The organism is Micromonospora sp. PRAS1, from assembly GCF_059553435.1.
The window spans coordinates 72,551-95,381 of sequence record NZ_JCANNB010000015.1 but is presented as its reverse complement, the minus strand read 5'-3'; the positions used below and the strand labels follow the sequence as shown (position 1 = coordinate 95,381).

Sequence of the window (22,831 nt, the reverse complement as noted above, 5' to 3'; positions counted from 1 at the left end):
GCGGAGGTCGCGCCGCACGGATCCGGTCACTTTCCCCCTTGATCTTTGAGCGCCGGACGGTGCTTGCGTGCGCCCGATACCCCCGTGTCGTCGGTGTGTGCGCCAACCCCCGAATGGAGCTTTGTCATGAACACGATGCTGCGTAAGAGTGTGCTGGGTATTGCTGGTCTGGCTGTTGCCGGTGGTCTGGCTGCCGGTCCGCTGAACCACGCCACCACCGACACCCCGACCACCGCCGGTAACCCGATCGCGGCCGCCGTGCAGGCCGACAAGCCCGACACCGGCAAGCTGATCCCGCATGGTGTGCAGGGTGGCCAGTCGCGGATCGAGTTGGACGGCGAGCAGACCGCAAATGTGAAGGCGATCATCGCGGCGACGAAGAAGGCCGGTATGGACGAGCGTGCCGCGGTGGTGTCGATCGCGACGGCGTTGCAGGAGTCGAAGCTGGAGAACCTGGGTCACCTGGGTGACCGCAACGACCACGACTCGCAGGGCCTGTTCCAGCAGCGTCCGTCCAGTGGGTGGGGCACGGTGGAGCAGATCACCGATCCGGAGTACTCGACCACGGCGTTCCTGAAGGGTCTGAAGCAGGTTGACGGTTGGCAGGACATGCCGCTGACCGAGGCCGCCCAGACGGTGCAGGTGTCGGCGCACCCGTTCCTGTACGCCCAGTGGGAGCAGCAGGCCGCTGACCTGGTCACCGAACACTGGAACAGCTGACCCCACATATGACGACCGCTGGCCGGCACCCTCTCGGGTGCCGGCCAGCGTCACTTCCATCCACCGTTGCTGCACACCGGTCGGGCGGCTGCTACGGAACAAGGATGGTCTTGCCCCGGATGCGGCCGGACTCGGCGTCGCGGTGCACCGAGGCCAGGTCGGTGAGTGGACGCGACGCGGCGATGTCGACCCGCACGGCTTCGGCATCGACGAGTTTGACGAGGGCGGCGAGGTGGCTGGTGTCGTTGCGGGCCACGAAGCGTACTGCCGTCACCGGCGACCCGGCGGTCGCCTTCAGCGCAACGGTGCCGGACACGACGCCGCCGCCTGGCCGCACCAGCGACATCAGTGTCGCGGCGTGCTGCGCACCGACCACGACGAAATTGAGGATCACATCGACCGGGCCGTCGAGCGCGGCAGCGAGGGGTATGGCCGTGTAATCGACGATCTGGTCGGCGCCGAGTTGGCGGACCGCCTCGCTACTGCGCGGGCTGGCCGTGGCGATGACGTGCGCCCCAGCGTGCTTGGCAAGCTGGACCGCGAACCCGCCGACGCCACCGCCCGCCCCGTTGACCAGCACCCGCTGCCCAGGCGTGATGCCCGCGTGCTCGAACACCGCCTGCCAGGCGGTGACACCGGCGATGGGGAGGGCGGCGGCGTGCGGAAGGGGAACGGCGGTGGGTGCGACAACAACGGTGTCAGCCGCAGCGGTGACGTACTCAGCCGCAGCGCCGCCCGTGTCGAGCCGTCCGATGACCCGGTCGCCCACGGCGACGGTGTCCACCCGGTCGCCGAGTTCGACGATCGTGCCGGCGACCTCCCCGCCGAGGGTGTACGGCAGATCCAGCGGGAAGACCGAGCGCAGCAGCCCGCGGCGCAGCCCGACGTCGGACGGATTGAACGAGGTCGCGGCGACCTTGATCAGTACGTCACCACGGCCCGGCACCGGGCGCGGCACGTCTTCCTCACGGATGACCGAGGCATCACCGTACTTGTGGATTCGTATGGCTCGCACCGCTCGAACCTATGGCGGGCACCCGAAGACGAGCCATGCTCGGAAGTCCTCGGTTCATGCTCGTCCGTCTCCACGGCGATACTCTGGCGATGGACGTACTCAGCGACGTGATCACCGTCATGCGGGCCGGTCAGCCGCGCTCCGCGCGGATCGCGTGGCACGCGCCGTGGGCGCAGCAGTTCGCACCCGTACCCGGCTCTGCCGGCTTCCAGATAGTCCTGCACGGGCCGTGCTGGCTCATCGCCCCGGACACCGGCCCGATGCTGCTTGCTGCCGGGGACATCGTGTTCCGGCCGCACGGCCGTGGGCACACGCTTGCCGACAGTCCATCGACCCCAGCTACCGCGCCCGCCTGCGACCCGAACGACCCGCAGCTCCAGCGCTACGCCACCGACATCGTCGGCACTGCCGCCGACACCGACGCCCCCGCCACGGTCACCCTGTGCGGTGCGTACCAACTAGATCCGACCCACGCCCATCCGCTGCTCGACGGCCTGCCCGAGTTCCTCCATCTCCCCGCGCACCTCGGGCGACATCCCGCATTACGCGCCACCGTGGACCTGCTCGCCAGCGAACTGGAACGACCCCGCCCGGGTACCGACGCGATCATTCCGGCGCTGCTCGATACCCTGCTGCTGCACATCCTGCGTACCTGGCTCGACCAGAACCCGACACCCGGGACCGTGACCACGGGCTGGGCGGCGGCGCTCAACGATCCGGCCACTGCGCCCGCCCTCCAGGCCATTCACCGCGATCCGGCGCGGCCGTGGACCGTCGCGACACTCGCCGCCGAAGCGGGGCTGTCCCGAGCAGCGTTCGCCCGCCGTTTCACCACGCTGCTCGGCCAGCCGCCACTGACCTACTTGACGTGGTGGCGGATGACCACCGCCGCCCGACTTCTCCACAAATCCGATACGCCGCTGAGCGTCATCGCGAGAAGAGTCGGCTACGCCTCCGAGTTCGCCTTTGCCAACGCATTCAAACGCCAGTACGGGACCGCCCCCGGCAGATACCGCCGCAACCGGTAGCGACCGGAGCGGTGTTAACAAGGGGCCCTTCCTCTACACCAGGCGTTAAGAAGGGGCCCTTCCTTACAGTAGGTGGGTGAGTTTGCTGCCGGTTGACGTGGACCTTGCCCTGGTTGGTGGGGGTGGAGCCGCCTCGCTCGTGCTGGCGGCGCTGGCCCGGCACGGTGTGCGCGATCTGCGGATCGCCGTCGTCGACCCGGTGCACCGGCGGGGACACGACCGGACCTGGGCGTTCTGGGACCAGCCGGGCAACGACCTGGACGACCTGCTCAGCGCGAGCTGGTCGCAGGTCGAGGTGATCACGCCGGACGCGCACCGCACCCTCGACCTCGCCCCCCTGCGGTACGCGATGCTGCGTTCCGGCCCGGTCTACGACCGGGCCGCCGAGGCGGAGCGCACCCTCGACGTGACCCGGATCGTCGCCGGTGTCGAGGTGCTCGACGACGACGGCGAGCGGGTGCTGGTGCGTACCGGTGCCGACCGGCCGGTGCTGCGGGCCGGCTGGGTGCTGGACTCCCGGCCCCGACCGCCGCGCCGCCCCGGGCGGACCAACTGGTTGCAGCACTTCCGGGGCTGGTGGCTGGCGGCCGACCGGCCGATGTTCGACCCGGGACGGGCCATCCTGATGGACTTCCGCACCCCGCAGCCGGCCCGGGGCGTGTCGTTCGGCTACGTGCTGCCCGTCGACAGCCGGTACGCGCTCGTCGAGTACACCGAGTTCTCGCCGCACCTGCTCACCGGGGCGGCGTACGACTCGGCGCTGGCCGGTTACCGGGAGCTGCTCGGCCTGGACCCGGCGCGCTGCACGGTCCGGGAGGTCGAGAACGGCGTCATCCCGATGACCGATGGCCCGTTCGTTGCCCGTCCCTCGCCCCGGGTGGTCCGCCTCGGCACCGCCGGCGGGGCAACCCGCCCGTCGACCGGCTTCACCTTCTCCGCCATGTGCCGGCAGGCCGACCAGGTCGCCCGGGCGCTCGCCGCCGGACGACCACCGGTGCCGGCGCCCGCGTACCCTCGGCGGCACCGCTGGATGGACGCGGTCGCGCTGCGGGCCCTGGACCGCAACCTGGTCGGTGGGCCGGAGTTCTTCGGTCGGCTCTTCGACCGCAATCCGGCGGCGCGGGTGCTGCGTTTCCTCGACGGTGCCACCACCGTGGCCGAGGACCTGGCCGTGATGCGCTCCACCCGGTTGCTTCCGATGCTCACCGCCACCGTGGCCGACGCCGCCGGCCGAGTGCACGACCGGCTCGCCCCGGCCCGCCGGCCGGCCTGGACGGTCCCGCCGCCGGTGGTCGGCGACGATTCACCGGCCGACGCCCGCTCGGCTCGGTGACCGGTCAGCGGCCGACGCCCGCTCGGCTCGCTACCCCGGCCGACGTCTCGGCTGCCAGGGCGTGCAGGTGTTCGCCCTCCAACCGCAGCACGTCAAGTTCGTCGAGGGTGCGGGCGTGCATCCGCCGGTAGAAGCGCAGGGCCGGGTCGTTGGTGCGCAGCACCCACCACTCGAGGCGGCCACAGCCACGGCGTACCGCCAACGCCGCCAGGTGGGCGAGCAGGGCGCGGCCGACACCGGCGCCCCGGTGCTCCGACCGGACGTACAGGTCGTCCAGATGGATGCCGGGGCGACCGAGCACAGTGCTGTAGGTCGAGTAGTACAGCGCGAAACCGACCGGCTCGTCCTCGATCGTGGCGACCGCGGCCTCGGCGGCGGGTCGCGGCCCGAACAGCGCCGACGCCAGATCGGCCGGGCGGGAGGTCACCTCGCCGGGGAAGTCCTCGGCCTCGCTCAGCTCGACGACGAACCGGTGCAGCACCTCGACGTCGCCCGGCTCGGCAGGGCGGATCAGCAGCCGCGTATCGGTGACGAGTTCGCTCACCGGGCAGACCCTAGCGGCCGGCGGCCCGCCACGGGTGCCCGTGCCACGCTGGCGCGGGCGGCTTCGGTAGGTTTGCCGCATGGTGGACGAGGCGCCCGGCCGGGTGGTGCAGATCTGGACCGACGGTGCGTGCAGCGGAAACCCGGGACCGGGTGGCTGGGGCGCGGTGCTGCGCTACGGCTCGCACGAGCGGGAGCTGTGCGGTGGCGAGGCGAGCCCGACCACGAACAACCGGATGGAGCTGACCGCCGCCATTGAGGCCCTGGAGAGTCTCACCCGGCCGGTCACCGTCGAGCTGCACACCGACAGCACGTACGTGCGCAACGGCATCACCAGCTGGCTGGCCTCCTGGAAGCGCAACGGCTGGTTGACCGCCGCGAAGCAGCCGGTGAAGAACGCCGACCTGTGGCAGCGGCTGGAGGCGGCCTGCGCCCGGCACCGCATCACCTGGCTCTGGGTGAAGGGTCACAACGGCCACCCCGAAAACGAACGCGCCGATGCGCTGGCCAACCGGGGCATGACGGAAGCCCGCGCCGCCACCGCGCCCCGCCGCTGACGCGAGCATCCTGCACGAGTACGGGCGTCCGGAGTCGCCGCCATTGGAGCTGCTACGGGTGCTCTTGCGTCAGACAGCGCCGGTCAGGTCAGCCATGAGCGTGCCTCGAGTTGCGGTCTCTTGCGCCGGGGCGTTGGTCAACTCGCAACTTCGGGGAGGTTGCGGGGTCAGCAGCGGTTTGAAGCAGCAACTTCGCCGCAACGGTGTGGATCAACCGGTTCAGCGGCGGCGCGCTCGGGAGGTCCGACGGGTGGTCGCCGCCGTCCAGTGCGTCGGCCGGGTCAGCGTCTTCGGCAGGCGGGTGTCGCGGTCGCCGCGAGCGGCGTCGACCTGCGACTGGTGCAGGAACAGGGCGGCGGTCAGGTCGGCCCCGCGCAGGTCCGCGCCGCGCAGGTCGGCACCGGTGAGGTCGGCCCGGGACAGGTCCACGCCGCGCAGGTCGGCCCCGATCAGCAGGGCGCCGCGCAGGTTGGCCCCGCGCAGGTCGCTGCGGCGCAGGTCGCGACCGACCAGGTGCGCGCCGCGATGATCGGCACCGGCGGCGCCGCCCCGGGCGCGGGCCAGTTCGCCGGTACGCGACAGCAGGGTATTTACCGTACGCCGGTGCGCGTCGACATCCAGGGTGAGCAGCTCCTGCGGGCCGCCGGAGGCCAGCCGATCGGTCTCGGTGAGCGCGGTGACCAGCTGCGCGCGCAGTGCCGCCGGTGGGTCCAGCGCGACGGCCTCGGTGAGATACCAGAGCAGCTCGTGCAGCGGTCGCATCACCGCGAACACGTCGAACATCTGCCGGGCGGTGTGCGGCGCACTGCGCCAGTCCCGGCCGCCGAAGGTCTGCTGGGCGACCCGTTGACCTGCCCCGAAGCAGTCGAAGACGGTGCAGCCCGGGAAGCCGCGATCGCGCAGCTCGGCGTGGATGCCGCAGCGGAAGTCGGCGCCGAGGTTGCGGCACGCCTGCCCGGCCGGCTTCTCGTATGCGAAGTCCGCCGAGGCGGCGAAGGCCGGCGCAACGCAACACAGCCCGAAGCACCGCCCACAATCCCCCCGCAACACCCACCCACCCTACCCACTCACCCACTCACCCCGCCCCGCCCCTCGCCGCCCCTCGCCCCCCTCGCTTCGCCGCGCCGCCCCTCGCCCCCCTCGCTTCGCCGCGCCGATCATGCAGTTGTCGACGGTAGGAAAGCCGCGAAACCTGCCAGAACGGCGACGGAAAGTGCATGATCGGCGCGGCGGGGAGGGGGCGGGGAGAGGGCGCGGAGGTGGGCGGGGTGGGGGTGGGTGACGGAGTTGTAACGGTCTATTGCTCGGGTGCGGTGTCTCTGACATATTCCACGGTGGACGCTGCCAGTGACGGTCGCCAATCCGGGGTGCCGCGCTGCGGTGACGCCTCATGCCGGAGGGACCCTGGTGAAGCGTAGACGTCGCCATCTGCTCGTTGGCCTGGCGGTCGGTGCCCTGATGGCATCGACCGGTTTCGTCGGAATCCACTTCGCCGGCGCCGAGGTGCCGGCTCCCGTCGCCGCCGGCGACGGCGAGATGCCCAACGCGCTCGGTGCCCACCTGGAGCGGCTGCGGCAGGCCGTACCCGGTGACATGGGCATGGCGCCCGATGGGCCCGGCGGCGCGGCCGGGCAGGAGTTTCTGGAGCGCGCCTACCCGGCCGACGCGATCACCATCGCCCAGGTGGACCGGTCGAAGGCGGCCTTCTCCGCCGCCGAGAAGCGGTTCAAGGGCAGCCGGAAGTGGACCAACGTCGGTCCGAGCCAGGCGCTCTACCCGTTCACCGAGTACCGCAACGCCTTCAACTATGTGCCGAACGAGTATGTGGCGGGCGGTCGGGTCACCTCGATCGACATCAGCCCGGACTGCAACAAGCTGCTCTGCCGGGCGTACGTGACGCCGGCCGGTGGCGGCGTCTGGGGCACCCTGAACATTCTCGCCGCCGAGCCGAAGTGGTTCTACCTCGGCGGTCCGCTGGGCATCAACGCGGCCGGCGCGGTGACCATCGACCGCAACGACCGGACCGGCCTGACCATCTATGTCGGCACCGGTGAGGCCAACACCTGCGCCTCCGGCTGCGTGGCCGGCGTCGGGCTCTACAGGTCGACCAACGGCGGCCTGACCTGGACCGGCCCGCTCGGCAAGGACGTGCTCGCCGGCAAGGGCATCGGCGAGATCACCATCAAGCCCGGTGACCCCAAGACGCTCTACGTGGCCACCACCACGGCGCTGCGCGGCATGTCCGGTTCCTGCTGCGGCGGCGTGACCCGCCCGGTGCCGGACGCCGCCAAGTGGGGCCTGTACAAGTCCACGAACGGCGGCAAGAGCTGGACGTTCCTGCACAACGGCACGGCCGACGCCAGCGAGTGCACCGGCACCCTGGCCGAGTACAACAACACCACCGGCTGCTCGCCGCGCGGCGTGCGGTACGTGAAGCTGGACCCGAAGAACGCAGACATCGTCTACGCCTCCTCGTACGCCCGGGGGGTGTGGCGTTCGCCGGACGCCGGCCGGACCTGGGCCCAGATCAAGCCGTCGCTCAACGCGGCGCTGCCGACCACCCGCGCGGCGATCGACGTGACCGCGCTGCCCGGCGGCCAGACCCGGATGTACGTCTACGAGGGCAACACCGGCACGCCGTACTCGCGGCTGTTCCGCAGCGACGACGTGGCCGCCGGCAGCCCGACGTTCACCGACCTGACCAGCTCGAACCCGGCCGACCCGGGCTTCGCCACGTACAACCAGTGCACCGCGCAGTGCTGGTACGACGTGTTCGTGCACACCCCGCCGGGACACCCGGACATCGTCTACACCGGTGGCAGCTACTCCTACGGCGAGAACATCGCAAACAAGCGGGCGGTGGTGCTCTCCACCGACGCCGGGGTCAGCGGCACCGACATGACCTTCGACGGCACCGACGAGCTGCACCCCAACGGCCTGCACCCCGACCAGCACGCGATCGTCACCAATCCGCGCAACCCGTACCAGTTCTTCGAGGCCAACGACGGCGGCGTGATGCGTTCCAGCGGCACCTTCGTCGACCGGTCGGCGTGGTGCGACAACCCGGACCGCAACCTGACCACGACGGCCCAGAAGGACCGCTGCCGGCAGATGCTCTCCAAGATCCCCAGCAAGCTGGAGGGCGTCAACCACGGCATGAACACCCTCCAGTTCACCAGCCTGTCGGTCAGCCCGCACGACGTGAACCTGCTCCAGGGCGGCACCCAGGACAACGGCACCTGGGAGAACAAGGGCCAGCGGCAGACCTGGGTCAACACGATGATCGGTGACGGCGGCGCCTCCGGTTGGGACGTGGGCCGCCCCGAGTTCCGGTTCCACACGTACTACGACGTCACCCCGGAGGTCAGCTTCGCAAACGGCGACATCGGCAGCTGGATCTACACCGCCGACCCGATCGCCTTCCAGCCGAACAACCTCTTCTACTCCCCGGTGATCAGCGACCCGAAGGTCAGCGGCACCATGTTCGCCGGCACCGGGCTGTCGGTCTACCGCACCAAGACCTTCGGCCTGGGCAACCGTACGCTCGCCGAGGCCGACCGGATCTGCAACTCCTGGACCGGCACCTACGAGGCGCAGTGCGGTGACTGGGAGCCGCTGGGCACCACCGGTCTGACCGCCGCCGGGTGGGGTGACCGGGCCGGCGGCGCGGTCTCCGCGGTGGCCCGGGTCGCCTCCGACACCTCCACCGCGTGGGCGGCCACCAGCACCGGCCGGGTCTTCGTCACCCGCAATGCCGACGCCGAGCCGGCCGCCGCGGTGACCTGGACCCGGGTCGACACCGCGGCCACGCCGAACCGGTACGTCACCGGAATCCACATCGACCCGGCCGACCCGGCTCGGGCGTGGCTCTCCTACAGCGGCTACGGCTCCAACACTCCGACCACGCCGGGGCACGCCTTCGAGGTGACGGCCACCGGCACCGGGGCGACCTGGGCCGACCGGTCGTACGACTTCGGCGACCAGCCCATCACCGACCTGGCTCGCGACGACGTCACCGGCGACCTCTACGCCGCCACCGACTTCGGCGTGCTGCTGCTGCCGAAGGGCAGGACGTCCTGGACGAAGGCGGCCGGCGGGATGCCGAACGTCGAGGTCGCCGGGTTGACAATCGTGCCGGGCGAGCGGGTGCTCTACGCGGCCTCACATGGTCTCGGCGCGTGGAAACTCAGCCTGAAGTGAGGAACAGCCTGAAGTAGGCAACAGCTCAGCCTGAAGTAAGGAACACGGATCATCGGCAGAATCCTGGCGAGGGGCCGCGGACGCGGCCCCTCGCCGCTGCCCGAGCGGGCCGCCCGGCTGTGGCGTACCCTCGGCGCGGCCTTCGTCATCCTGGTCTTCGTACCGCCGCTGTTGCTGCTGGTCGCCGGCTCACTCACCGAGCCGGGGCTGCCGCCGTCACCGACGCCGCAACTGGTGCCCGACCCGCTCTCCACCACCGGCTACCAGCGCGCCGTCGACCTGGGCGGGCTGCTGCGCGCCTCGCTCAACTCGGTGCTGGTGGCGGTGCTTGCGGTGCCGCTGAGCGTGCTGGTCGCCGCCCTGGCCGGTTTCGCGCTGGCCCGACTCGCCCCGCGTACCACCGCAGTGGTGGTGGCGGCCTCCCTGGTCGCGCTCATGGTGCCGGCGACCGCGCTGCTGGTACCCCGCTTCGCGATCTTCCGGTTCCTCGGGTTGACCGACACCCTGGTACCGCTTGTCGCCCCGGCCCTGCTGGGCACCTCACCGCTCTACGTGCTGGTCTACTACCTGGCCTTCCGGGCCCTGCCGGCCGACCTGTACGACGCCTGCCTGGTGGCCGACCTGTCGCCGCTGCGTACCTGGTGGCGGATGGCGTTGCCGCTGGTCCGGCCGGTCACCGCCGGGCTCACCGCGCTCACCTTCGTGCTCACCTGGTCGAACTTCCTCGATCCGCTGGTCTACGTCTACGACCGGGACCTGTTCCCCCTGCCGCTGGCGTTGCGGTCGCTCTCCCTGCTCGACCCCACCAACTTTCCCGTCTTCCTGGCCGGCGCGGTGCTCGCCACCGTGCCCGCGCTTGTGGTCTTCGCCCTGGCCCAGCGGCGTTTCCTGCGCCCCGACGACCGATTCGAGGATTGACCGTCGTGAAATCCAAGTCACTGCTCGCCCTGGTGCTCTGCGCCGCGCTCGCCGTCGCCGGCTGTGGTTCCGGCTCCGGGTCGTCCGGCTCGGGTCCGGTCAAGCTGCTGGTCTTCGGCGCGCCGGAGGAGTTGGCCGCGTACCGGACGCTCATCGACGCGTACCAGGAGGCCCGGCCGGGCGAGCGGGTCCAGTTGATCGAGGCCAGTGACCGCAAGGACCTGCTGGCCCGGCTGGCCACCTCGGTCGCCGGGGGAGCACCGCCGGACGTCTTCCTGATGAACTACCGCTTCTACGGCCAGTTCGCCGCCAAGGGCGTGGTCGAGCCGCTGGACGAGCGGATCGCCGCCTCCACACTCGACCCGGCCGACTACTACCCGGTGGCGATGGATGCCTTCAAGTGGGACGGGGCGCAGCTCTGCCTGCCGCAGAACGTCTCCAGCCTGGCCGTCTACTACAACCGCACGCTGTTCGACAAGTACGGCGTGCCGGCGCCGAAGGCTGGCTGGACCTGGAACGACCTGGTCGGCACCGCCACCGCGATGACCCGCGACGAGCGGGGCCTGGTGATCAAGGGCACCGAGGCCGAGGGCGCCGCCCGGCTGCCCGCCGTGCACGGCCTCGGCGTGGAGCCGTCGATCATCCGGCTGGCTCCGCTGGTCTGGTCCAACGGCGGCGAGATCGTGGACGATCCGGATCGGCCGACCCGGCTCGCGCTTGACAGCCCGGCGGCCCGGGAGGCGTTGAAGAACCTGGTCGACCTGCGGCTGGCGTACGGGGTGGTGCCCAGCGACGCCGAGGTCGAGGCGGAGGACGACGAGTCCCGCTTCCTCAACGGCCGGCTGGCCATGCTGATGACCTCCCGCCGGGCCACCACAAACTTCCGCACCATCACCGGCTTCGACTGGGACGTCGCGCCGATGCCGGTCTACCGGCAGCCGGTCGGGGTGCTGCACTCCGACGCGTACTGCCTGACCACCGGATCGAAGAACAAGGACGCCGCCTGGCGGTTCATGGAGTACGCGATGTCCGCAGACGGCCAGCGGATCATCGCGGCGACCGGCCGGACCGTGCCGTCGCACGTCGAGGTGTCCCGGTCACCGGCGTTCCTGGACCCGAACCAGCCGCCGCGCAACTCGCAGGTCTTCCTCGACGCCATCCCCACCGTGCGGGCGCTGCCCACGGTCAGCACCTGGCCGGAGATCGAGGACCTCAGCTACGGCATCCTGGAGAACGCCATGCACCGCGGCGACCGGCTCGACGACGTGATCCGCGAGCTGGACGTCAAGAGCCGGCCGATGTTCGCCCGTGGGGAGAACGGGTGACCGGCCTGGTCCTGGACGGCGTCAGTGCCGCGTACCGGAACACCACAGTGCTGCACGAGGTGGATCTCACCGTGGCCCCGGGTGAGCTGCTGGTGGTGCTCGGCCCCTCCGGCGCCGGCAAGTCGACGGTGCTGCGGGTGGTGGCCGGGCTGGAACCGGTCACCGCCGGCCGGGTACGCATCGCCGGGCGCGACGTCACCGACCTGCGGCCCGGCCTGCGCAACGTCTCGATGGTCTTCCAGTCGTACGCGCTCTTCCCGCACCTGAGCGTGGCCGAGAACGTCGCCTTCGGGCTGGAGGTACGCGACGTGCCGCGCCGCGCGGCCCGCGAGCGGGCCCGCGCCGCCGCCGAACTGGTGGGCTGCGCCGGGCTGCTGGAGCGCCGACCCGGGCAGCTCTCCGGTGGTGAACGCCAACGGGTGGCGCTGGCCCGGGCGCTGGTGCGCGAGCCGGACGTCTTCCTGCTGGACGAGCCGCTGTCCAACCTGGACCTGGCGTTGCGGGTGGAGATGCGGGCCGAGCTGCGGGCCCTGCACGACCGGATCGGCGCCACCATGGTGCACGTCACCCACGATCAGACCGAGGCGCTGGTGCTCGCCGACCGGATCGCGGTGCTGCGCGCCGGCCGGGTCGAACAGGTGGGCACACCTGAGGAGATCTGGCGCACCCCGGCCAGCACCTTCGTGGCCCGGTTCGTCGGCTCGCCGGCGATGAACCTGCTGCCCGCCGGCGGTCCGTTGCCGTGCACCGGCGACGCGCCCCCGCTGCCGGCGGAGCCACTGGAGGTCGGGTTCCGGCCGGAGGCGGTCACCCTGGGCGCGCCGGAGGGCACCCCGGCCACCGTCGACCGGGTCGAGGTGATCGGCGAGGACGCCTACGCGTACCTCACCCTCGCCGCCGGGCATCCGGTGGTCGCCCGGGTGCCGGCCGCCCGCCGCCCGGACCGGAACTCGGCGGTACGCGTCGGCGTGCGCTGGGCCGACGCCCACCTGTTCCACGCCGACTCCGGCCGCCGGTACCTGCCATGAGCGCCTCGGACACCCGGTCCCGGCGGCAGTTGGCGCTGATGCTGGCGCCGTACCTGGTCGGTCTGGTCGGGCTGGTGCTGCTGCCGGCGCTTGTCACCCTGGTACTGGCCTTCACCGAGTACGACCTGCTGCGCCCGCCGACCTGGGTGGGGCTGGACAACTTCACGCTGCTCGTGGACGATCCGATCTTCCGGGTCGCGTTGGTCAACTCGCTGGTCTTCGCGGCGGTGGCCGTACCGCTGCGGGTGCTGTTGGCGCTCGGCCTGGCGCTGCTGCTGCATCGCCGGGCACCCGGCGTCGGCACCGCCCGCAGCGCGGCGTTGCTGCCCACCGCCGTGCCGGAGATCGCCTACGGCCTGCTCTGGCTCTGGCTGTTCAACCCGCTGTACGGGCCGATCAACCAGTTGCTGCGCATCGGCGGCGAGCACGGCCTGACGGTGTTCGGCCGCACCCCGCCGCAGTGGCTCACCGATCCCACGAGCGCCCGCGCCGGCATCATCCTGATGAGCCTGTTCACCATGGGGGAGACCTTCGTGGTGCTGCTCGCCGCCCGGCGGGCGCTGCCGCGCGACGTGTACGAGATGGCCGCCATCGAGGACGCCACCGGCTGGGACGTGTTCCGCCGGATCACCCTGCCGTTGATGGCGCCGGTGCTGGCCCTGCTGGCGGTCCGCGACGCCATCGCCAGCCTGCACTTCACCTTCGTGCCGGCGTTCGTGGTGACCGATGGTGGCCCGCCCCCGTACGCCACCACCTACCTGTCGCTGTTCGTCTACCAGACCGGCTTCGAGTACCTGCGCTACGGCTACGCGGCGGCGGCGACCCTGGTGATGATGCTGCTGACCGTGGCCGCGCTGCTGGTGCAGTGGCGGCTCATCCGTCGCTACCGCCGCTTCTACCAGCTGTGACGGTGTCCCGGGCGGCCAAGGGTCCGTCTGCTGCTCGACCCGCCCAGCGCAGCAGGGCGGTGAAGGCCAGCGCGGCGGTGACCGCCCCGCCGACGAGCCGCACCCAGTGCCCGGCCACGAACTCCCGCGCCACCTGCCGCAGGTACTCGGGGGAGTGCGTACCGGCCGGGTCGACGAACATGATCTCGTTGCGGGGCCAGAAGAAGGCCACCGAGAAGAGGAACTCGCAGGCGATGAAGACCCCGGTCGCGGCGGCGATCCACAAGCGCAGCCGGCGGTGCCGCCAGGTGAGCGCCGTGGCGGCGACGCCGAGCAGCACCACCGAGGCGCCCAGCGGCGGGAAGTAGTCGCTCGGGCCGCTGACGGCCAGGAAGTCGCGGGCCTTCTCCAGCGAGGCCGGTGGGTCGTGGAAGATGTTCGGGTAGAGCATGACGGTCTCGGCGGCCACGCCGCCGAACGACATCATCGCCGCCCAGGTCAGCGCGACAAGCGCGGTCCAGGTGAATTTGTGGCGCAGCACTGCGTCCTCCTGCGGGTGCGATCTTTTGCGGTGCACTCCCGACGCTAGGAGCGCCGGTGCCGACCGGCTGCCGTCCGGCGGCGCGCGGCGGGGTCGCCTTTCGACGTACGGCGGCTGCCGCCGGCACGCCGTTCGGCGACTGCGGGTGTAGCCGCAGCGGCGGTGGGTAGCCGCCGGGGATGGAGTTGGTCGAGGAGTCGCCGTACCGGTTCCGGATCGACCGGCGCGACCCGATGCGGGTGCCGGGGGTGGTCTTCGCGTCCCGGTCGCTGCTGCCCGATCCGGTGGCGGACCGGTCGCTGGAGCAGGTCGCAAACGTCGCCACCCTGCCCGGCATCGTCGACGCCTCGTACGCCATGCCGGACGTGCACTGGGGTTACGGCTTCCCGATCGGCGGGGTGGCCGCCACGGACGTCGAGGCCGGCGGGGTGGTCTCACCCGGCGGCGTCGGCTTCGACATCTCCTGCGGGGTGCGCCTGCTCGCCGCCGACCTGGACCGGGACGAGTTGCGTCCCCGGCTGGACGCGGTGATGGACGCGCTCGGCGCGGCCACCCCGCGCGGCATGGGTCGGGGCGCGGTGTGGCACCTGACCGGCCGCGACGAACTCGACGCGGTGCTGCGCGGCGGTTCCCGGTACGCCGTGCAGCGCGGCTTCGGCGTGCCGCGGGACCTGGACCGGTGCGAGGACTTCGGCGCGGTGCACGACGCCGATCCGGCCCAGGTCAGCGACCGGGCGATCGAACGTGGGGCGCGCCAGGTCGGCAGCCTCGGCTCCGGCAACCACTTCCTCGAGGTCCAGGCGGTCGAGCAGGTGTACGACGAGCCGGTGGCGGCGGCGTTCGGGCTGCGCACCGGCCAGGTCTGCGTCATGATCCACTGCGGGTCGCGGGGGCTCGGCCACCAGATCTGCACCGACCACGTCCGGGCGATGGAGCAGGCGATGGGCCGCCACGGCATCCACGTCCCGGATCGGCAGCTCGCCTGCGCCCCGGTCGCCTCCGCAGCCGGGCGGGCCTACCTGGGGGCGATGGCCGCCGCGGCGAACTACGCGCGGGCCAACCGGCAGCTGCTCGCCCACGCGGCGGGCGAGGTCTTCGCGCGGAAGACCGGCCACCGGCTCGACCTGGTCTACGACATCTCCCACAACCTCGCCAAGCTCGAAGAGCACGCGGTCGACGGCGGAGTGCGGCGGCTGTGCGTACACCGCAAGGGCGCCACCCGCGCGTTGCCGCCCGGGCACCCGGACCTCCCCGACGAGCTGCGTCCCGTCGGCCAGCCGGTGCTCATCCCGGGCTCGATGGGCACCGGCTCGTACGTGCTCACCGGGGTGGCCGGCGCGCCCGCGTGGGCCTCCACCTGTCACGGCGCGGGCCGGGTGCAGAGCCGCAAGCAGGCCGTCGCGGCCGAGCGCGGCGGCGACCCGCGCGCCCAACTGGAGGCGCAGCACATCGCGGTACGCGGTGCGTCGCGGCGCGGCCTGGCCGAGGAGATGCCGGCGGCGTACAAGGACATCTCGGCCGTGGTCGAGGCCGCCGAGGGCGCCGGGCTGTGCCGGCGGGTGGCCCGGCTGGTGCCGCTCGGCGTGGTCAAGGGCTGACCGGGGCCGCCTGCGTGCCGGCCGGGCAGCAGCTCAGACGTCCAGGGTCACCGCGCAGGACCAGCCCCGTTCGTCGCGGCCGAAGCGCAGCTCGTGCAGCGCGACCGCCTTCGGCACCGCGCCGGTCAGCTCCACCTCATCGGTGCCCGTGGTGTGCCAGCGCACCAGCAGACCGCCGGCACCGTCGTCGGAGATCTCGGTGCGCAGCGGCAGCTCGTCCGTCGTCTCCAACCGGAAGATCACCTCGTCGAGGAGGCTCACCAGCAGGTCCTCGTCGGTGCCGGCCGGCGCGTGGAACTCCCGCTCGGCCCGGGGCCGGGCCCCGGCCGGGTCGGTGAACGACTCGACAAGTGCGCGCACCGCCTCGACCAGGCAGCCCGACCGGTCCGGTGCCCACGCCTCGATCCGTACGTCGGCGGTGTGCGGCACCCACCGGTGTCCCCGGACCTGCGTCACACCCCCGATGATGCCGTCCCGCCGGGCTCAGTGCGCGCCCAGTCGGGCGATCGGCTCGACCAGTTCGCGTTCCTCGTACGACAGGTGGGACAGCAGGGTGTCGCTGAGCAGGTCGACCGCGGCCCGCAACTCGGCCATCCCGTCCGGTGTGGCGACGAACGCGACAAGTGCCCGGTCGACCCCCTCCAGTACGTCGTGGATGGCGTGGTGCTCGGCCTCGAGCCGGTCGATGACCGGGGCCAGCCGGGAGTCGGCCCGGCGCAGGTGCGGGAAGAGCGACCGGTCCTCGATGGTGTGGTGGGTGGTCACCACCCGGCAGTACGACTCGCAGTAGGTGCCGAGGGTCCACTTGTTCTGCCGCATGGTCATCGTGTTGATGTGCGACCTGGCGGTGCCCACGTCGATCAACCCAGCGGCCACCTGCTCGATCAGGTCGTGGATCTGGGCCAGTTCGGCGCGTAGTCCGTCGTGCACGTCGATCAGGTGCTGCGCGCCCGCCTGCTCGTGCGCGGTGTAGGTGCGCTCAGGGTCGGGTGCCGGTCCGCTGGGCCGGGTCGATTCGTCCCAGACCCGCACCTCGCTGCGGCGTGCGCCGTCGTCGGGCGTCGGCACCACCGCGAACGGCGTCGCCCCGACACCGGCCCGCCGCCCCGCCGCCCGACCGGCCCCGCCCGGCGACGTGCTTGTCGTACCGCTCGACGGGGTGCTCGTGGTGCCGTCCGGTGCCGTGGCCGTGGCGCGGTCGGGCCGGGAGCCGGCCGTCGAGGTGCCGCCCGGGCCGGTGCCGGCCGGGGCGGGGGATCGTTCGGTGGCGACCAGTTCCCGGGTGGCCGGGGCCACCTCTGCGGCGAACCGTCGCAGGTCGTCGGGGTCGTCGCTGGCCAGGATGAAGGTGCTGATCCCCTCGGTGAGGGCCAGGTCGGCGAGTTCCTCGGCCCACTGCTCGGCCGGCCCGTCCAGCGGGCCGCGCCCGACCGGTGCGAACCGCCCGTTGATGTTGAGCAGCCGGCGCACGTCGGCCGGCGAACGACCCGCCCCGGTCGCGGCCTCGTCGATTATCGCGTTGCCCTTCGCCAGGTCACCGGGGCCCAGGTAGGCCAGCGAGGGCAGCCAGCCGTCGGCTCGCCGACCGGTCAGCGCGAGCATCCGCGGCTTGTACGCGCCGAGCCAGATGCTCAGGTCGTGGGCGCCGGCGGGGCCGCGCTTGGCGCCGAGGGCGCGGTGGAACTCCCCGTCGACCCGGACGCCACCGCGGGCGTCGGCGTCCCAGATCTGGCGGATGATCTCGATCGCCTCCTCCAGGGCCTGCACGCCCTGCCCGGGGGAGAGGCGCCGCCCGCCCATCGCCTCGATGGCGTCCCAGAACGCCCCGGCGCCCAGGCCCAGCTCCGTCCGGCCCCCGCTGAGCAGGTCGAGGCTGGCCACGCTGCGCGCCAGCACGGCGGGTGGACGCAGTGGCAGGTTTGTCACGTTCGCGGCCAGCCGGACCCGTTCGGTGCGGGCGGCCACGAAGCTCAGCAGCGTCCAGGTGTCCAGGAAACTGGGCTGGTACGGATGGTCCTGGAAGGTGACCAGGTCGAGCCCGACCTGCTCGGAGAGCATGGCGAGGCCGACCGGCCGTGCCGGGTCGGCGTTGCCGGGTGTCAGGAACGACCCGAAGGTCAGGGCGTGCCCGTAGTCGCTCATCGTCAACCTTCCTCCGGCGGCGCGGTGCCGATCACCGCCCCCACAAATGTTATGTCGTACAGAACATCATTGCCCAATAAAATCTGTGACTTGCGCTAACCTGAGGGCATGAGTGGCGTCCGAGGCAACGGCCTCCATCCCGACCCGATCAACGAGGACCTCGGGTGGATGCTCGGTGTGCTCTTCCGCGCGTATGCCCGCGCCGCCGACCACGCCGTCGGCGACCTGCCCGGCGGGCCGCGCGGCTACCAGGTGCTCACCGCGGCCGACCGGGAGCCGCCGCGTAACCAGGGCGCGATCGCCGAGGAACTGGGCATCGACCGCACCGTCCTGACCTACCTGATCGACGATCTGGAGCAGGACGGGCTGGTGGTCCGCCGGCCCGATCCGGCCGACCGTCGCAGCCGGCTGGTCACCCTCACCGACGCCGGCCGCGAGGCGGCCCGCCGCCGCCGGGAGACGCTGCGTACGGTCGAGTCACACCTGCTCCAGCCGCTCGACCCGGAGCAGGCCACCGCGCTGCGCGACCTGTTACGTCGGGTGGCGTGCGCGGCGCAGCAGACCGACCCGCTCACCGATCTCTGTCAGGTGGCCGAGGAGGCGGTGGCGCCGCCACCGGCACGGCGCCGCCGGGCGGCCCGCCGGCCGGGTTAGCCGTACGGTCGACGGATGCGGATCACGAAGTACACGCACGCCTGCGTCCGGCTCGAACACGACGGCGGCGTGCTCGTCATCGATCCGGGCACCTGGAGCGAGCCGCGGGCCCTGGCCGGCGCGGACGCGGTGCTGGTCAGCCACGAGCACATCGACCACATCGACGTGTTGCGGCTGGCCGGGCTGGGCGTACCGGTCTTCGTGCCGGAGGGTGCCGTGCTGCCGGACCTGGCGCCGCTGCCGGTGACCCGGGTCCGTGCGGGCGAACGCTTCACCGCCGCGGGGCTCGACGTGGCCGCGGTCGGCGGCCGGCACGCCACCATCCACGGCGGCCAACCCGACTGCGCCAACCTCGGCTACCTGGTCGCCGACGAGCTCTATCACCCCGGCGACTCGCTGCATCCGCCCGGCCGAGCGGTGCGTACCCTGCTGGTGCCGGCGCAGGCGTCCTGGCTGAAACTGACCGAGGCGATCGACTTCGCGGTGGCGGCCGGCGCGGCACAGGTCGTCCCGATCCACGACGCCCAGCTCAACGAGCGCGGCCTGGCCAGCGTCAACGGCTGGTTCGCCGAGACCGTCCCCGGTTACCGCTACCTGGCCCCCGGCGAGACCGCCTGACCGACTCGCGGGGGTCGGCGGTACACGTTATGCCTGGGCGCGGGTCAGCAGCAGGCCGAGCAGCAGGAACGAACCGGCGAAGCCTCGCCGCAGCCAGTCGGCGACCCGGGGGCGGTCGAGCACCCGTCGGCGTACGGCGGCGGCACCGAGGCCGTAGCCGACGAAGACCACAAGCGTGGTCGCCGTGAACACCGCCCCCAGGGCCAGCATCCGGCTCAGCGCGCCCGGGGCGTCCGGATCGACGAACTGCGGCAGGAACGCCACGAAGAAGATCGTCAACTTGGGGTTGAGCAGATTCATCAGCAGCACCGAGCCGATGATCTGGCGCGTCGAGCGGGCGGGCCCCGCGCCGTCCACGGTGAAGGCGCCGCGTTGGCGCAGGGTCGACACCGCCAGCCAGAGCAGATAGCCCGCGCCCAGATACTTGACCAGGTCGAAGAGGAGCGCGCTGGAGTGCAGCAGCGCGGCGATGCCGGTCATGGCCGCCAGCAGGTGCGGCAGGGTCGCCAGCGTGCCGCCCAGCGCGGCGACCAGGGCGGCGCGGCGACCGCCGGTCAGCCCGGCGGAGAGCGTGAACAGGACTCCGGCACCCGGAGTGGCGACCACGACGAGCGTGGTGAACAGGAAGGCGATGGTCACCCACTCACCCTGCCGCCACAATGGTCCTATGCGCAGTGCCAAATCACCCCGCCCAAACAGGTCCATAGCTGCAAGGAAGGGCCCCCTGTTAACGCCTCGGGTAGTAGCGGGGCCCCCTCTTAACGCCGGCTCCGACTTCCTGAACCTGGACATCGGCGAGGCACCGCGCGGTGGGCGGGCCGCCTGGCTCGCCGATCGGCTCCGTCAGGCGATCGCCGATCGGGTGGTGCCGGTCGGCTCCCGACTGCCCGCCACCCGGGTGCTCGCCGCCGACCTCGGAGTGTCGCGCGGTGTGGTGGTGGAGGCGTACCAACGGTTGATGGAGGAGGGGCAGGTGGCCGGCCGAGGGCGCGGTGGGACCGTGGTGGTCGCCACCCTGCTCCCGCCCCGGGCGTCGAAGACCGCAGCGGAGCGCCGCACCCCGGCAGCGGAGGCGGCCGGTGGCGAGTCGGCCGGCGCCGCGAGCGCCGCGACGCGTACGCCGGAGCCTGTCGGGCCCCTCCCGTCGGTGCCCGACCTGGACATCTTCGACCGGCTGCGCACTGCGCCGGCGCGGATCGACTTGACGCCCGGCGTACCCGACCTGGCGGCCTTCCCCCGCGCGGCCTGGCTGCGCGCCGAGCGGAGCGTGCTGGGGCGGATGGCCGCGGCGGACCTGGGCTACGGCGATCCGTGCGGTACGCCCCTGCTGCGCCGGGCCGTCGCCGGCTGGCTGGCCCGCAACCGGGGAATCCGGGTCGACCCGGCCGAGGTGATCGTCACGACCGGGGTGACCCAGGCGCTCGGCCTGCTCGCGCAGGTCCTGCGGCGCGACGGCGTCACCAGGGTCGGCGTGGAGGATCCGGGCTCGCTCGGTGTACGCCAACATCTCGACAACTCGCTGCTGACCACCGTGCCGATCCCGGTGGACGGCGCCGGACTGCGAATCGACGAGTTGTCCGCGAGCGGCGTGTCCGCCGTGACGCTCACCCCCGCCCACCAGTTCCCGACCGGTGTGGTGCTCGACGGTGCACGCCGTCGCCAACTCGCCGACTGGGCCCGCGCCGGTGGACTGGTCATCGAGGACGACTACGACGCCGAGCACCGCTACGACCGGCCACCGGTACCGGCGTTACGGGCCACCCTGCCGGAACGCGTCTGCTATGTCGGCAGCGTGTCGAAGCTGCTCGCGCCGGCCCTGCGGATCGGCTGGCTGCTGGTACCCGGCCGGTACCGGGACGCCGTGGTGGCCGCCAAGCGCGCGGCCGACCTCGGCAACGCCGTCCTGCCCCAACTGGTGCTCGCCGAACTGATCACCTCCGGGGCGCTGGAGCGGCACCTGCGGCTGCTGCGCCGTCGGCACGTACGCCGCCGGGATGCGATGATCGCGGCCCTGGCCCGCCACCTGCCCGGCGCCACCGTGCACGGCGCGGCGGCCGGGCTGCACCTGACGGTCACCCTGGCCGACGACGTGACCGACACGCAACTGGCGACGGCGGCCCTGGCCCGCGGGGTGAAGGTGCAGCCGCTGTCCTGGCACTGTCGGCGGTCGTACCCGCCCGGCCTGGTCCTCGGCTACGCGGCCAACCCCGTCTCGACCATCGAGGAGGGGATCGCGCTCGTCGCCGCGGGCTGAGCGGTCCGCGCGCGGCGGCGCGGCCCGACTACCGTCGTGGCCGTGACAGCTCCGATGCCGTTCGCCACCGGGCGGGACGCCGATGTGTACGCGCTGGACGGCGACCGGGTGCTCCGCCGCTACCGCGACGGCACCCACGTCGCCGTCGAGGCTGGATTCATGACGTACCTGCACGCGGCCGGCTATCCGGTGCCGCAGGTGCACCAGGCCGGCGGCGCGGACCTGGTGCTGCGGCGGGTGCCCGGCCCGACGATGCTTCAGGCGCTGGTCGCGGGGGAGATCGAGGTCGGTCCGGCGGGCAGTGTCCTGGCCGGACTGCACCGCCGGCTGCACGCGGTGCCGCCGCGCCCCGGCGCGGCGTCCGGCGAACGGATCCTGCACCTGGACGTGCATCCGGACAACGTCATCCTCGACCCGCGCGGCCCGGTGCTCATCGACTGGCGCAACGTCCGGCACGGCCCGCCGGGGCTGGACGTGGCGATGTCCGCCCTGATCCTCGCCCAGGTCGCCGTCGACCCGGACCAGCCGTTGGCCGCCTCCGCCGCCGAGCTGCTGCGGTGCTACCTGGACGCGCTGCGCGACCACGCCACGCCGCTTGTCGACGAGGCGCTGGCCATCCGGCTCGCCAACCCCACCCAGACCGCTGCGGAACTCGCCCGGCTGCCCGCCGCCGCCGATCTCGTCCGCACCGGTTCAACCAGCTGACGGCGGGTCTTCGAGCGGCGGCCGGTGCGCCACGAAGACCGACCAAACAACCCCTGCTGGATCCGCCGCCGACGCGAGGGGCCATCATAGATACATGACGCATCCCTCGGTGGCCGGTCGGTCCACCATGCCGTCGGCGGCCGAACGTGCCTACCGACACCTCAAGCGCGCCATCCTGGAACAGGTCCATCCCGGCGGCACGCTGGTCAGCGAGGGGGAGATTGCCGAGGCGACCGGAGTGTCGCGTACCCCGGTCCGCGAAGCCCTGCTGCGGCTGGAGACCGAAGGGCTGGTCCGGCTCTATCCGAAGCGCGGCGCGCTGATCCTGCCGGTCTCGGCCCGCGAGATCGCCGACGTGGTCGAGGCCCGGCGGCTGGTCGAGGTGCACGCCGCCGGACGGATCTGGTCCCGGCGCGCCGAGATCCGCGCCCAACTGGCCGACCGGCTGGCCGAGATGCACGCCGCGCACGCCGCCGGTGACCTGACCGCCCTGATGGCCGCCGACCGGGCCTTCCACGCCGCCGTGGTCGACGCGGCCGGCAACGAGATCCTCGCCGAGTTGTACCAGCGGCTACGCGACCGGCAGGTCCGGATGGGCGAGGCCAGCTTCCGACTCTCGCCCCGCTGGGCCGAGGCGGCGCTGACCGAACACGCCGCGCAGCTGGCCGCCCTCGACGGGGACGATCCCGAGGCCTGGCTCGCCGCCGTGGCCGCCCACATCGACAGCGCCGAGCGCGTGTTCCTGGGCCCGCGGTGAGCGAACCT

At 72.3% G+C, this 22,831-nt stretch carries 22 protein-coding genes; 15 read left to right on the top strand and 7 right to left on the bottom strand.

Annotated features, from left to right (window positions below; all coding sequences use genetic code 11):
* Positions 1 to 126: 126 nt before the first annotated feature.
* Complete coding sequence (locus AC507J_RS16635) at positions 127 to 720, top strand: hypothetical protein (protein WP_496290046.1); 594 nt, start codon at positions 127 to 129, stop codon at positions 718 to 720.
* A 91-nt stretch (positions 721 to 811) separates the two neighbouring features.
* Here AC507J_RS16635 and AC507J_RS16630 read toward each other — a convergent pair whose 3' ends face one another.
* Complete coding sequence (locus AC507J_RS16630; protein ID WP_496290045.1) at positions 812 to 1,735, bottom strand: NADP-dependent oxidoreductase; 924 nt, start codon at positions 1,733 to 1,735, stop codon at positions 812 to 814.
* A gap of 89 nt (positions 1,736 to 1,824) precedes the next feature.
* On the opposite strand from AC507J_RS16630, the gene AC507J_RS16625 reads away from it, so the two are divergent.
* Both AC507J_RS16625 and AC507J_RS16620 read left to right on the top strand, forming a co-directional pair.
* Positions 1,825 to 2,763 (top strand): AraC family transcriptional regulator, encoded by a 939-nt coding sequence (locus AC507J_RS16625; RefSeq protein WP_496290044.1) that lies wholly within the window; start codon positions 1,825 to 1,827, stop codon positions 2,761 to 2,763.
* Positions 2,764 to 2,845: 82 nt separating this feature from the next.
* Positions 2,846 to 4,096 (top strand): lycopene cyclase family protein, encoded by a 1,251-nt coding sequence (locus AC507J_RS16620; RefSeq protein ID WP_496290117.1) that lies wholly within the window; start codon positions 2,846 to 2,848, stop codon positions 4,094 to 4,096.
* A 4-nt stretch (positions 4,097 to 4,100) separates the two neighbouring features.
* On the opposite strand, the gene AC507J_RS16615 is transcribed toward AC507J_RS16620, so the two are convergent.
* Positions 4,101 to 4,640, bottom strand: coding sequence for a GNAT family N-acetyltransferase (locus AC507J_RS16615; protein ID WP_496290043.1), 540 nt, complete (start codon positions 4,638 to 4,640; stop codon positions 4,101 to 4,103).
* Between the two features lie 79 nt (positions 4,641 to 4,719).
* On the opposite strand from AC507J_RS16615, the gene rnhA reads away from it, so the two are divergent.
* Complete coding sequence (gene rnhA, locus AC507J_RS16610) at positions 4,720 to 5,196, top strand: ribonuclease HI (protein WP_496290042.1); 477 nt, start codon at positions 4,720 to 4,722, stop codon at positions 5,194 to 5,196.
* A 219-nt stretch (positions 5,197 to 5,415) separates the two neighbouring features.
* Here rnhA and AC507J_RS16605 read toward each other — a convergent pair whose 3' ends face one another.
* Positions 5,416 to 6,246 (bottom strand): pentapeptide repeat-containing protein, encoded by an 831-nt coding sequence (locus tag AC507J_RS16605; protein WP_496290041.1) that lies wholly within the window; start codon positions 6,244 to 6,246, stop codon positions 5,416 to 5,418.
* A 357-nt stretch (positions 6,247 to 6,603) separates the two neighbouring features.
* Here AC507J_RS16605 and AC507J_RS16600 point away from each other — a divergent pair, with 357 nt between their 5' ends.
* The 5 genes from AC507J_RS16600 to AC507J_RS16580 all read left to right on the top strand — a co-directional run bounded on the left by AC507J_RS16600 (position 6,604) and on the right by AC507J_RS16580 (position 13,575).
* Positions 6,604 to 9,396 carry an exo-alpha-sialidase gene (locus AC507J_RS16600; RefSeq protein WP_496290040.1) on the top strand — a complete coding sequence of 931 codons (2,793 nt, stop codon included), beginning with the start codon at positions 6,604 to 6,606 and terminating at the stop codon, positions 9,394 to 9,396.
* A 63-nt stretch (positions 9,397 to 9,459) separates the two neighbouring features.
* Positions 9,460 to 10,314 (top strand): carbohydrate ABC transporter permease, encoded by an 855-nt coding sequence (locus AC507J_RS16595; protein ID WP_496290116.1) that lies wholly within the window; start codon positions 9,460 to 9,462, stop codon positions 10,312 to 10,314.
* Positions 10,311 to 11,639 (top strand): ABC transporter substrate-binding protein, encoded by a 1,329-nt coding sequence (locus AC507J_RS16590; protein WP_496290039.1) that lies wholly within the window; start codon positions 10,311 to 10,313, stop codon positions 11,637 to 11,639. The genes AC507J_RS16595 and AC507J_RS16590 overlap by 4 nt, the downstream gene beginning before the upstream one ends.
* The gene (locus tag AC507J_RS16585; RefSeq protein ID WP_496290038.1) at positions 11,636 to 12,667 is read left to right on the top strand and encodes an ABC transporter ATP-binding protein; all 1,032 of its coding nucleotides are present in this window, start codon (positions 11,636 to 11,638) and stop codon (positions 12,665 to 12,667) included. The genes AC507J_RS16590 and AC507J_RS16585 overlap by 4 nt, the downstream gene beginning before the upstream one ends.
* Positions 12,668 to 12,705: 38 nt before the next feature.
* Complete coding sequence (locus AC507J_RS16580) at positions 12,706 to 13,575, top strand: carbohydrate ABC transporter permease (RefSeq protein WP_496290115.1); 870 nt, start codon at positions 12,706 to 12,708, stop codon at positions 13,573 to 13,575.
* On the opposite strand, the gene AC507J_RS16575 is transcribed toward AC507J_RS16580, so the two are convergent.
* Entirely contained in the window at positions 13,541 to 14,095 is a 555-nt protein-coding gene (locus AC507J_RS16575; RefSeq protein WP_496290037.1) for a DUF1772 domain-containing protein, read from the bottom strand. The genes AC507J_RS16580 and AC507J_RS16575 overlap by 35 nt on opposite strands.
* A 179-nt stretch (positions 14,096 to 14,274) precedes the next feature.
* Between AC507J_RS16575 and AC507J_RS16570 the strand changes: the two genes are divergently transcribed.
* Complete coding sequence (locus AC507J_RS16570) at positions 14,275 to 15,693, top strand: RtcB family protein (protein ID WP_496290036.1); 1,419 nt, start codon at positions 14,275 to 14,277, stop codon at positions 15,691 to 15,693.
* A gap of 33 nt (positions 15,694 to 15,726) precedes the next feature.
* Here AC507J_RS16570 and AC507J_RS16565 read toward each other — a convergent pair whose 3' ends face one another.
* Together AC507J_RS16565 and AC507J_RS16560 are read right to left on the bottom strand one after the other, a co-directional pair.
* Positions 15,727 to 16,161, bottom strand: a complete 435-nt coding sequence (locus tag AC507J_RS16565; protein ID WP_496290114.1) for an archease — start codon at positions 16,159 to 16,161, stop codon at positions 15,727 to 15,729.
* A gap of 15 nt (positions 16,162 to 16,176) precedes the next feature.
* Entirely contained in the window at positions 16,177 to 17,835 is a 1,659-nt protein-coding gene (locus AC507J_RS16560) for an LLM class flavin-dependent oxidoreductase (protein ID WP_496290035.1), read from the bottom strand.
* Positions 17,836 to 17,943: 108 nt separating this feature from the next.
* On the opposite strand from AC507J_RS16560, the gene AC507J_RS16555 reads away from it, so the two are divergent.
* Positions 17,944 to 18,489, top strand: a complete 546-nt coding sequence (locus AC507J_RS16555) for a MarR family winged helix-turn-helix transcriptional regulator (RefSeq protein ID WP_496290034.1) — start codon at positions 17,944 to 17,946, stop codon at positions 18,487 to 18,489.
* A 15-nt stretch (positions 18,490 to 18,504) separates the two neighbouring features.
* Complete coding sequence (locus AC507J_RS16550; RefSeq protein ID WP_496290033.1) at positions 18,505 to 19,107, top strand: MBL fold metallo-hydrolase; 603 nt, start codon at positions 18,505 to 18,507, stop codon at positions 19,105 to 19,107.
* 27 nt (positions 19,108 to 19,134) lie between these two features.
* Here the strand turns inward: AC507J_RS16550 and AC507J_RS16545 are convergent, their stop codons facing one another.
* The gene (locus AC507J_RS16545) at positions 19,135 to 19,746 is read right to left on the bottom strand and encodes a LysE family translocator (protein WP_496290032.1); all 612 of its coding nucleotides are present in this window, start codon (positions 19,744 to 19,746) and stop codon (positions 19,135 to 19,137) included.
* Between the two features lie 64 nt (positions 19,747 to 19,810).
* Here AC507J_RS16545 and pdxR point away from each other — a divergent pair, with 64 nt between their 5' ends.
* The 3 genes from pdxR to AC507J_RS16530 all read left to right on the top strand — a co-directional run bounded on the left by pdxR (position 19,811) and on the right by AC507J_RS16530 (position 22,823).
* Positions 19,811 to 21,361, top strand: coding sequence for a MocR-like pyridoxine biosynthesis transcription factor PdxR (pdxR, locus tag AC507J_RS16540; RefSeq protein ID WP_496290113.1), 1,551 nt, complete (start codon positions 19,811 to 19,813; stop codon positions 21,359 to 21,361).
* A gap of 42 nt (positions 21,362 to 21,403) precedes the next feature.
* Positions 21,404 to 22,066, top strand: a complete 663-nt coding sequence (locus tag AC507J_RS16535; protein WP_496290031.1) for a phosphotransferase — start codon at positions 21,404 to 21,406, stop codon at positions 22,064 to 22,066.
* 94 nt (positions 22,067 to 22,160) lie between these two features.
* A complete protein-coding gene (locus AC507J_RS16530; protein ID WP_496290030.1) occupies positions 22,161 to 22,823 on the top strand; it encodes a GntR family transcriptional regulator in 663 nt (220 codons plus the stop codon).
* Positions 22,824 to 22,831 lie beyond the last annotated feature (8 nt).

Bases quoted from the DNA above. Each gene is read 5' to 3' on its own strand.
- AC507J_RS16635 (WP_496290046.1), top strand. From the start codon at position 127: ATGAACACGATGCTGCGTAAGAGTGTGCTGGGTATTGCTGGTCTGGCT.
- AC507J_RS16625 (WP_496290044.1), top strand. From the start codon at position 1,825: ATGGACGTACTCAGCGACGTGATCACCGTCATGCGGGCCGGTCAGCCG.
- rnhA (WP_496290042.1), top strand. From the start codon at position 4,720: ATGGTGGACGAGGCGCCCGGCCGGGTGGTGCAGATCTGGACCGACGGT.
- AC507J_RS16580 (WP_496290115.1), top strand. From the start codon at position 12,706: ATGCTGGCGCCGTACCTGGTCGGTCTGGTCGGGCTGGTGCTGCTGCCG.
- AC507J_RS16570 (WP_496290036.1), top strand. From the start codon at position 14,275: ATGGAGTTGGTCGAGGAGTCGCCGTACCGGTTCCGGATCGACCGGCGC.
- AC507J_RS16560 (WP_496290035.1), bottom strand. From the start codon at position 17,835: ATGAGCGACTACGGGCACGCCCTGACCTTCGGGTCGTTCCTGACACCC.
- AC507J_RS16555 (WP_496290034.1), top strand. From the start codon at position 17,944: ATGAGTGGCGTCCGAGGCAACGGCCTCCATCCCGACCCGATCAACGAG.
- AC507J_RS16550 (WP_496290033.1), top strand. From the start codon at position 18,505: ATGCGGATCACGAAGTACACGCACGCCTGCGTCCGGCTCGAACACGAC.
- AC507J_RS16530 (WP_496290030.1), top strand. From the start codon at position 22,161: ATGACGCATCCCTCGGTGGCCGGTCGGTCCACCATGCCGTCGGCGGCC.